Source organism: Trichococcus sp., from assembly GCF_055118575.1.
Genome location: NZ_JBSQPW010000050.1, coordinates 1 through 10521, shown reverse-complemented (window position 1 = coordinate 10521; position 10521 = coordinate 1). Strand labels below are relative to the sequence as shown.

Below are 10521 nucleotides of genomic sequence, written 5' to 3'. Positions count from 1 at the left end.
GGGCGATCCCTTGGATGTGCCTGACCGCCATGCGCACGCGCAAGTGTTCACCTGGAGCGCGGATGGGTTTCCGATTTTCGGCGAACCCGGGACAGACAAAAATCAGAAAGGCAGGACAACCATTTGAATAAGATACAGGTAACTTTGAACAGAGAAACAGGAACAATCAGTCGTTATATATATGGTCAATTTGCGGAGCATCTGGGCAGATGCATCTATGAAGGAGTATGGGTGGGAACCGATTCAGAAATCCCAAATGTCAATGGCATCAGACAAGATGTTGTGGAGGCGCTCAAAGCCATCCAAGTGCCGGTCATCAGATGGCCGGGCGGCTGTTTCGCTGATGAGTATCATTGGAAAGACGGCATCGGCCCTGCTGAAGAACGTGCTGCAATCGTGAATACGCACTGGGGCGGTGTGACGGAAAATAATCATTTCGGGACGCATGAATTCTTTGAATTGTGCAGACAGGTCGGTGCGGAGGCCTACATCAACGGCAACGTCGGCAGCGGCACAGTTCAGGAGATGCAGGAATGGGTCGAATACATGACGATGGATGGCCTTTCGCCGATGTCCAAATTGCGCCGTGAAAACGGGCAGGATGAGCCGTGGAAAGTCAAATTCTTCGGAGTCGGCAATGAGAGTTGGGGCTGCGGCGGTAATATGCGCCCGGAATACTATGCCGATCTGTACCGCAGATACCAAACCTACGTCAGACAGTACACGAAAGAACCGCTTTATAAGATTGCTTGCGGACCGAATATTGATGATTACAACTGGATGGACGTGCTGATGAAAAATGCAGCGCCATTCATGGATGGTATCAGTCTCCACCACTACGCTTTGGCTTCCGTGTGGGAGGACAAGCGCCCGGCATTAGGGTTCCCTGAAAAAGAATGGTTCTCATTGATCGAAAGCGCCTTGAAGATGGATGAATTGATCACGCGGCACAGCACAATCATGGACAAATATGACCCTGAAAAACGGATCGGACTGATTGTGGATGAATGGGGCTCTTGGTTGGCTGTGGAGCCGGGCACCAATCCAGGTTTCTTATACCAACAGAACACGATCCGCGATGCGATGATCGCGAGTCTGACGCTGAATATCTTCCATAAGCATGCGGAACGCGTTCAGATGGCGAACATCGCCCAAATGGTGAATGTACTGCAGGCGATGATTTTGACTGAAGGCGCAGAGATGATCAAGACCCCTACTTATCATGTATTTGATCTGTACAAAAATCACCAGGATGCAACCCGTGTGGATGCGGACGGTGCTGTTTCCGGTACGACCAGTTACACGGTCTCGAAAAAAGAGGGTATCATGACGGCATCATTCTGCAACTACAGCCTGACTGACGCAGAAACTGTCACGCTAAGCCTTGTCGACAACACATTCGCGGAAGTGCAAGCGGAAGGGATTTTCGGAAGCAAGATGGATGATCATAACTCTTTTGAGAACCCTGAAGCCGTTGCGAAACACGCGTTCACAGATTTTGTGGTGGACGGCAACGAAGTGACGATCACGTTGCCTCCGATGAGTGTCGTTTCCTTATACGCAAAGGAAAACTGATATGACCTGCAAAGGTTGCGAGCGCCAAAACCAAATGATGGAGATGGATATAGAGAGCGCAATCGATGAACAACTGTCGATGGAGCTGAATCACGCCTCAAACAAATTGCGGGACCAGCGACTCGCGGTCTGCAGCGGGTGTCTGGCGCTTTCGGAGCATACGTGTCAACATTGCGGATGCTTCGTGCGTTTTCGCGCCAGCCTGCAGGACAAACGTTGTCCATTAGGGAAATGGTGAACCATTTTCAGTGTATCGCTTCTGTATTTATGCTCATATCAACAGGAATAGCTGCCGGCTCGCTGGTGGCTTTTCTTGTATCTTGGTTAAAATCAGAAAATTTCGCAGGAAACGAGGATTTATAATGAACAAAACATTACTGCAGCAAAACCCGCAAGTGACAATCGCAGATAGCTTCTGGCTGAAATATATGCAACTGGTGAAAGAGGAAATGATCCCCTTCCAATGGGATGTCCTGCATGACAAAGGGGACGTCATCATTGAAAGCGAACGGGACGATGCGACCATCCCCACGGAAAAAAGCCATGTGATCGAAAATTTCAAGATAGCGGCAGGACTGAAGGAAGGCAACCACTACGGCTGGTTATTTCAAGACAGTGATTTATACAAATGGATCGAAGCGGCAGCCAACACACTCGCTTTGGAAAAGGATGAAACTCTGACAACTCAAATAGAAGAAACGATTGACTTATTGGAAGCGGCTCAGGACGATGACGGGTATTTGAGTACGTATTATCAGATTGAGGCGCCGCAATTAAAGTTCAGGAGGTTGTTCGAAAGCCATGAACTCTACTGCATCGGTCATCTGATCGAGGCAGCCATCGGTTATTTTCAGGCGACCGGCTCCGACCGGTTGCTGCAGGTCGCTGACAAAGCAATCGACTGCATCGAAGCGCATTTCGGCAAAGGAGAAGGAAAAATCGACGGTACCGATGGTCACCAGGAAATCGAACTGGCGCTTGTGCGTCTGTATGAATTGACGGGCAAGCAGAAGTACTTGGATCTGAGCGCCTACTTCCTGGAAGTGCGCGGCGAGGATCCGAGTTTCTTCACGAAACAACTGGAGGAAAATGACCGCATCGGATTGAAACAAGGGCCGATACCGGTCATCAATACCGTCTATCATCAAGCGGATAAGCCTGTCATCGAGCAGGATTCGGCAAGAGGGCATGCCGTACGCTTGGTCTATATGGCGCAGGCAATGGCGGGTGCCGGCCACCATAAGCAAGATGAAAGACTGATCAGCGCCGCGAAAAAAATCTGGGAGAATATCGTCCAAAAGCGCATGTACATCACAGGCGGCATCGGTTCGACCGTCCGCGGGGAAGCCTTCACCTATGATTATGATTTGCCGAACGATCTGATGTACTGCGAAACATGTGCGGCAATCGGGCTGCTGAATTTTTCGAATGAATTGCTGAAGACCGAAACCGACAGCCGATATGCGGACATTATGGAGAGGGCACTCTACAACAGCGTCATCAGCGGGATGGCTTTGGATGGAAAACACTTCTTTTACGTCAATCCATTGGAGGTGGATCCCCAAGCAAGCACCTTTAATCCGGATAAGAGTCATGTGAAGGCGACGCGTCCTTCCTGGTTCGGTTGCGCCTGCTGTCCGCCGAACTTGGCGCGTACACTTCCTGCTATCGGCAGATACACCTTTACGCAAAAGGCGGATGAAGTGCTGCTGAACTTGTTCATCGACAGTGAGTTGCACGGGGAACAGGATGGCAAAGCGTACACGATTCGGCAAAGGCATACATTTTCGGAAACGGGCCGGACCTTCATTACGGTTGAAAAAACATCCGCTGAGCGGTTGCGTTTGGGCATCCGCATCCCTTATTGGGCGGAGCATCCCGTGCTGGTTGTGGATGGACAGGAAGTGCTTACCGAAACCGACAACGGCTACACCTACGTGGCCATAATATCCGGATCGACGGAAATCGAATTGGCCTACACCATCCCAAGCAACGAACTTGAGGCACACCCACTCGTCAAAGCGGATAAAGGCAAAGTCGCCTTGCAACGTGGACCGTTCGTTTATTGTATGGAAGAACAGGATAACGGGAAACAACTGCATCTGACGGCACTGACCGGAGCGATCCGGCCGCGTTTCCTGACTGATGACATTCTTGGCGACATCGTCTGTCTGGACGCGGAAGGTGAGGTGCGGGTGACGGAAGATGAGTGGCAGGATACGCTGTACCGTGTCCGCCAAAAACCGCAGATTATTCCAAAAAAACTGACCTTCATTCCATACTACAGTTGGGGAAATCGATCTTTGGGGGAAATGCAGGTATGGATTGATAAGGAGGAGTCACATGTTTAGGGATTACGCACAGACACCACCGAAAGGCTGGAACAGTTGGGATTCTTTCGGGGCGAGCGTCACGGAAGCTGAAGTGTTGGGCAACGCCGAAGTGATGGCGAAAAGTCTGAAGGACTATGGTTGGGAATACATTGTCGTGGACATCCAGTGGTATGAACCGCTGCTGATTCCTGTGCCTATCATCCGTTCACCGAACTTTGCCAGGACGAATATAGCCGGCTGATCCCTGCCGAAAACCGATTCCCCTCGAGCAGAGGGGGACAAGGATTCAAACCATTGGCGGATGCGGTCCACGCAATGGGGCTGAAATTCGGCATCCATATCATGCGAGGCATTCCGAGGCAGGCCGTGCACAGCAACACGAAAATTTTAGGTACGCAAAAAACGGCTAGGGACATTGCGGATGCAAATTCCATTTGCCCCTGGAACACGGATATGTACGGTGTGGATGCTTCGAATGAAGGCGCGCAAGCTTACTACGATTCGCTGCTGGCTCTGTACGCTTCCTGGGGAGTCGATTTTCTGAAAGTGGATGATATCGCGGATTCGAAATTGTACGGAACGCACAGCGGCGAAATCGAGCTGATCCGGAAAGCCATCGACCGCTGCGGCAGGACGATGGTGTTGAGCCTTTCACCGGGCCCGGCTCCAATCGAAGCGGGCACCTTTTTCCAACGGAATGCCAACATGTGGCGGCTGACGGACGATCTTTGGGACAACTGGGAGCAACTGTATGATATGTTCGGACGCTGCGGAAAATGGTCGGCTTTTGTCGGTGCCGGCACTTGGCCGGATTGCGACATGCTGCCGCTGGGTCATATTGGGACCCGGACCGTTGCCGATGGATCTGAGGCGCGCATGACGCGTTTTACGAAAGAGGAGCAGCGCACCTTGATGACACTGTGGTCGCTTTTCCGTTCACCGTTGCTGTTCGGCGGTGATCTGCGGAAGTTGGATGATTGGACGCGTGCGTTACTGATAGATCCTTATCTGATCGATGCGCATCAGAACGGGCGCGGTGCCAGAGAAGTGTACCGGAAGGGAGATTGGGTGATCTGGGCTTCTGAAAGTGACACCAGAAAATATGTTGCCTGTTTCAATCTGTCGGATGATCCGGCCGTTTTGCCTGAAGCGGCTAGGGAGTGGCTGCAATCCATTGGAGGAGAAATGCATGAAGTTTGGGCAAACCGGACCGTATCGGTGGCGGAAGCACAAACGACCTTTATCGCGGCCCATGGTGTTGCTCTGTACGTCACCAGATAGAAAAAGATCGAAAATCGGGCGGAGCGGAAAAGTTCCGCAAAGTGTCCCTATGCTTTTGGCGCGATAAACGATAAAATGGGAAGTATCATATACTCGGAAGTTCAGCTTCCTTTGATCGGAAGGATTCGTTCAAGGAAGCTGGGACCAGGATGCGCCATGGAGGGATACACCATTGAAAACCGTTCAAGTGAAAGATGTCGTCTTCAACGAAGGCAGGCCGAAAATCTGCGTGCCGTTAGTGGGGAAAACAAAACAGGAAATCATTACTGAAGTCGAAATGCTGGAAAACGTTGCTTTCGATTTGGCTGAGTTGCGCGTCGATTTTTTCGAAGATGTAGAGCAGTTGGAGCAGGTAGGGGCATTATTGGCCGAAATCAATAGCATCTACAAAAAGCCGTTGCTGTTCACGTTCCGCACCAAAAAAGAGGGCGGAGAGCGTGAGCTGAGCTTAAATCGTTATTTTGAACTGAACCGTTTCGCGATCCAGACAGGACTTGTGGACATGGTCGATCTCGAATTGTTCAGTTCTGAAGCAGACATAATCGGATTGATTGCCGAAGCCAAGGAAAAAAATGTGAAAGTCGTCCTGTCGAGCCACGATTTCTTCCGGACACCGGCTAAAGAGGAAATCATCGCAAGATTGGTGAAGATGCAGCAACTCGGTGCGGATATCACCAAGATTGCGGTCATGCCGCAAAGCGAGGAAGATGTCCTGACGCTGCTGGCGGCGACGTTGGAGATGAAAAAAAAGCAAGCTGATCGCCCTTGCATCACGATGTCAATGGGTAAACTCGGCGCCATTTCGCGGCTGGCGGGCGAACTATTCGGTTCTTGCCTGACTTTCGCGGCGGCTAAAGACGTTTCCGCGCCTGGCCAAGTATCTGTCCGCGATGTCCGCTCCATCCTGGAAATATTGGCCTTGGACTGAGAAAGAAAGGGCGCTGCTGCAGCGCGCCGGACGGGGAAGCGGAAACGGACCTCAGCTCCGGACTGGTATGCGTTCACCGGGGGACAGGACCGAAATACTGAATAAACAAGCCAAACAGACCGTATCAAAATCTGAGACGGTCTGTTTGGCTTGCTTTGTGCTTGGGATTAATCTCACTCTCAGCAAACGTGTTCTGATTCGCAGGGGATTCCGCCTAAGCTGATATTACGTCACGGCCAAAGAGCGGCCGTTCTCGTAATATCCTCTTAGTGCTCATCCCCTGAACGCGAATCATCGCACTCTAACTTCTTGGTTTGAAGCTGCTCACTTTCAGCAAAATTTGGTTGATGCCGAGCAGCAGTTCATCGGTCAATTCGATATCCACTGCTTTGATGTTGTCCTCGATCTGTTCGGGACGGCTGGCACCGATGATGGCGGAGCTGACGCCGGGTTGTCTCAGAATCCAGGCCAGAGCCAGTTGTGGCATGGTGATTTCCAATTCGTGCGCGATGGTTTCGATTTCTCCGACGGCTTCCAACAGGGCCTCGTTTTCCAGATATTTTTGCATTGAACTATTCAGCTTGCTGTTGGCCGCACGGCTACCTTCCGGAATTTGCTTTCCGGCTTTATACTTGCCGGTCAGGATGCCTTGTCCTAAAGGGGAGAAGACGACTTGGCCCATACCGTTGGCGACGGAGACGGGCAACACGTCGACCTCGATGTAGCGCTCGATCATATTGTAGATTGGTTGGTTGGAAACGAGCGGCCGGAAATTATGCTGTTTTGCGATTTGATGAGCTTCCTGGATTTTGGCGGCTGGCCATTCGCTGACGCCGGCATAAAGGATCTTGCCCTGCCGCTGTAGATCATCAAGCGCCCAGAGCGTTTCTTCCAACGGCACACTCGGATCGTACCGGTGGCATTGGTAAAGGTCGAGATAATCCATATCGAGACGTTTCAGGCTAGCATCGCAGGATTCGATGATGTGCTTGCGCGACAAGCCTCGGTCGTTCGGGCCGTCCCCCATCGGGAAATAGACTTTGCTGGCGACGACCAAACTGGAGCGCCGGTAATCCTTAAGAACTTTTCCGAGGACTTTCTCTGCAGCTCCTTTTTCATAAACGTTGGCTGTGTCGAAAAAGTTGATGCCTGCTTCATACGCAGTCCGGATACATTGTTCGGCCGTTTGATCCGCTACTGATTTTCCGTAAGTCAGCCAACTTCCCAGCGCGATTTCACTGACGCGCAAACCGCTTTTTCCAAGATTCCTGTATTTCATCCGTTCGTCCTCCTTGGTTCATTTAATCCGACTTTGGTAATAGGAAAAATAGTTTCATATCTTTATCATAAGCCAAAAAATTGAAATCGCCAAAGGAAAAGGGCAAAAAAAAACGAAAAAATGGAAGCGCTGTGATTCCTTTTGTATTAGCGGCAAAAAAAGGTATACTTGTTGTAAGGAAGGTTGTCGCAAACAGAAAGGATGGTGTCTGTAAATGACGAACATAGATGAACACATCATGGAGTCACTGCGTAAAGAGAATGCCAATCGGTTGGTGACGTTGCCGGATGGTAGCATCATGCCGCAAGTCGGGCAAGGAACGTGGTATTTGGGTGAAGATCCTGCAAAAAGACAAGAGGAAATCGAGGCTTTGCGTTTGGGCGTGCAGCTGGGTATGACGCTCATCGATACAGCCGAAATGTACGGAGACGGGGAGTCGGAACGCTTGGTGGGTGAAGCGATTAAAGGCATCCGCGATCAAGTCTATCTTGTTTCCAAAGTGTATCCGCATCGGGCGAGCCGGAATGAAATTTTGGCCGCTTGTGCCGAAAGCCTGCGCAGATTGGATACGGATCATTTGGATCTTTATCTGCTGCATTGGCGCGGGGATGTTTCTTTGGCCAAAACGATAGCCGGAATGGAGCAGTTGAAGGCCGAAGGGAAGATCGGCAGATGGGGCGTTTCCAACTTCGACATCCATGATATGCAGGATCTTTTGTCTATGGAAAATGGGGACCAGTGCCAAGTCAACCAAGTCTTGTATCATTTGGGATCCCGCGGGATAGAGTACGATCTCTTGAAATGGCAAAGGGAACACAATATTCCGATCATGGCTTACTCGCCGTTAGCCCAAGGCGGTCGCTTGCGCAGTCAACTGTTGGAGAGTGAGGAAGTGCAGCGCATCGCCAAAAAACATGGTGTCGAAGGGATCCAGATTATTCTAGCGTGGTGCCTCGTCTATCCGGATGTTGCAGCGATCCCGCGCTCTTCCAACCCCGAGCACACGTATCTCAATGCCCAAGCTTCCAAAATCAGGCTGGATGAAGAAGATCTGAAACTGTTGGACGAAAGGTTCCCGGCACCCACTTTCAAAACGGCGCTGGACATCCTTTGAGGATGAAACAAACTGTTTCATTTTTGAAACGAAAATCATTATGAGTAATCAGTAATCAAAATGTAAGGGGATTCTCCGGACGCGCCGGGGATGTGCTAAGATGAAATCATGAAGACGAAAAGCCCTTACATGGATGGCGGAATGAAAGCCTTTCCTTGAGGGCGGGTTTGGAGAGTCTTTATCAGGGAATAGATAGATTCCACGACAGGATTATTGAGTCGGAAAGCAAAAGAAACCAAAAATAGGAGGAATCATGCATGTCGAAAGAAGCTTTGAAGATTGTTACGATTGGTGGAGGTTCCAGTTATACACCGGAATTGATTGAAGGATACATCTTAAGAAAAGATGAATTGCCTATCAAAGAAATTTGGTTGGTAGATATCGAAGCAGGTAAGGAAAAACTGGAGATCGTCGGCGCCATGGCGAAACGCCAAGTCGAGGCGGCTGGATTGGACTGGGAAGTCCACTTAACATTGGATCGTTTCAATGCTTTGAAAGATGCGGATTTCGTGACGACACAATTCCGTGTAGGTTTACTGAATGCTCGTATCAAAGATGAGCGCATCCCATTGTCCCATGGTGTTTTGGGTCAAGAAACCAATGGTGCAGGCGGGATGTTCAAAGCTTTCCGTACGATTCCGATTATCGGTGAGATCATTGCGGATATGAAAGTGCAATGTCCGGATGCCTGGTTGATCAACTTTACGAACCCTGCAGGCATGGTGACTGAAGCAGCCATCAAACATTTTGGTTGGAAAAAAACAATCGGATTGTGCAATGTTCCGATCGGACACCGCAAAGTCGCAGCAGAAAAATTAGCGATTCCTGAAGAGGAATTATTATTCAAATTTGCCGGAATCAACCACTTCCATTGGCACCGTGTCTGGGATGACAAGGGCGCTGAACGCACAGATGAAGTGATCGATATGGTTTACGGACCACAAAAAACCGAAGATGAAAACCATCTGAAAAACATCCACAGCGCGCAATTCCACTATGAGCAATTGAAGGACTTAGGCTTGCTTCCTTGTGGATACCACCGTTATTACTATATCGAAGATGAAATGCTGAAACACTCCATCGAAGAATTCGAAAAAGGCGAAACACGTGCACAGGTCGTCAAGGCAACAGAAACGCGCTTATTCGAACTTTACAAAGATCCTGCTTTGAACTATAAGCCGGAAGAATTGTCGCAACGCGGCGGTACGCATTACAGCGATGCAGCCTGCGAAGTGATCGCGTCGATCCAAAATGACAAACGCACGGATATGGTCGTATCGACAGCGAACAACGGCACGATCCAAGATATGCCTTATGATTGCGTCGTAGAAGTTTCCGCCTTGATTACAGCCCATGGTGCAGAGCCTTACAACTGGGGTGAAATGCCTTCCGCGGCCCGTGGCTTATTGCAAGGCATGAAAGCGATGGAAGAAACAGTCATCCGCGCAGCCATCACAGGCAGCTACGGTGCGGCATTGCAAGCATTCACAATCAACCCACTTGTGCCGGGCGGAACAACAGCCAAAACTTTGTTGGATGAATTATTGTATGCACACAAAGATCATTTGCCACAATTTGCAGAAAAAATTGCTGAAATCGAAGCAAACCAACCGGAAACAGTTGCTTACGTCGATGAATTGATGAAATCAAACTAAAAAAAGATATCACAAAAAGAGTGGCTGCCCAGTAAAGGGCAGCCACTCTTTTTGTGCGCAACTCCGGCGAACGGAGGCTTCGCCGGAGTTCGCTCAACATTTCTGCTTGCGTACTCCGATGAGCACGGCTTCGTCGAAAGTGGGACCGAAAGTTACCGCTGTCCACCGGCGAAAGCGCTCTGACCGGAGCTGAGAGGTTTTCCGCTGCTCGCCGGAAAACACCAAAGGCCGCCTCATTCGAGACGACCTCCCGCGAATCATCACACTCTGTGTAAACGTGTTCTGAATCCCAGAAATCTGTGCCTAAGCTGCGATTACGTCACGGGCAAAAAGCGCCCGTTCTCGTAATAGCCTCT

The 10521-nt window shown here is 50.1% G+C and carries 7 protein-coding genes and 1 pseudogene; 7 read left to right on the top strand and 1 reads right to left on the bottom strand.

What is annotated here, in order from left to right:
• Nucleotides 1-123: 123 nt before the first annotated feature.
• The 5 genes and pseudogenes from ACTCCX_RS11715 to aroD all read left to right on the top strand — a co-directional run bounded on the left by ACTCCX_RS11715 (nucleotide 124) and on the right by aroD (nucleotide 6117).
• Nucleotides 124-1575 carry an alpha-N-arabinofuranosidase gene (locus ACTCCX_RS11715; protein WP_463276158.1) on the top strand — a complete coding sequence of 484 codons (1452 nt, stop codon included), beginning with the start codon at nucleotides 124-126 and terminating at the stop codon, nucleotides 1573-1575.
• A gap of 1 nt (nucleotide 1576) precedes the next feature.
• A complete protein-coding gene (locus tag ACTCCX_RS11710) occupies nucleotides 1577-1813 on the top strand; it encodes a DUF6171 family protein (protein WP_463276157.1) in 237 nt (78 codons plus the stop codon).
• A gap of 124 nt (nucleotides 1814-1937) precedes the next feature.
• On the top strand, nucleotides 1938-3926 hold the full coding sequence (locus ACTCCX_RS11705) for a glycoside hydrolase family 127 protein (RefSeq protein ID WP_463276156.1): 1989 nt from the start codon (nucleotides 1938-1940) through the stop codon (nucleotides 3924-3926).
• Nucleotides 3919-5189 (top strand): annotated as a pseudogene (locus tag ACTCCX_RS11700) (alpha-galactosidase). Before ACTCCX_RS11705 ends, ACTCCX_RS11700 begins: the two are co-directional and overlap by 8 nt.
• Before the next feature lie 172 nt (nucleotides 5190-5361).
• The gene (aroD, locus tag ACTCCX_RS11695; RefSeq protein WP_463276155.1) at nucleotides 5362-6117 is read left to right on the top strand and encodes a type I 3-dehydroquinate dehydratase; all 756 of its coding nucleotides are present in this window, start codon (nucleotides 5362-5364) and stop codon (nucleotides 6115-6117) included.
• Between the two features lie 301 nt (nucleotides 6118-6418).
• Here the strand turns inward: aroD and ACTCCX_RS11690 are convergent, their stop codons facing one another.
• A complete protein-coding gene (locus ACTCCX_RS11690; RefSeq protein ID WP_463276154.1) occupies nucleotides 6419-7396 on the bottom strand; it encodes an aldo/keto reductase family protein in 978 nt (325 codons plus the stop codon).
• A 214-nt stretch (nucleotides 7397-7610) separates the two neighbouring features.
• Between ACTCCX_RS11690 and ACTCCX_RS11685 the strand changes: the two genes are divergently transcribed.
• Complete coding sequence (locus ACTCCX_RS11685) at nucleotides 7611-8510, top strand: aldo/keto reductase (protein WP_463276153.1); 900 nt, start codon at nucleotides 7611-7613, stop codon at nucleotides 8508-8510.
• A 257-nt stretch (nucleotides 8511-8767) separates the two neighbouring features.
• Nucleotides 8768-10165 carry a 6-phospho-beta-glucosidase gene (locus ACTCCX_RS11680; RefSeq protein ID WP_463276152.1) on the top strand — a complete coding sequence of 466 codons (1398 nt, stop codon included), beginning with the start codon at nucleotides 8768-8770 and terminating at the stop codon, nucleotides 10163-10165.
• Nucleotides 10166-10521: the final 356 nt, after the last annotated feature.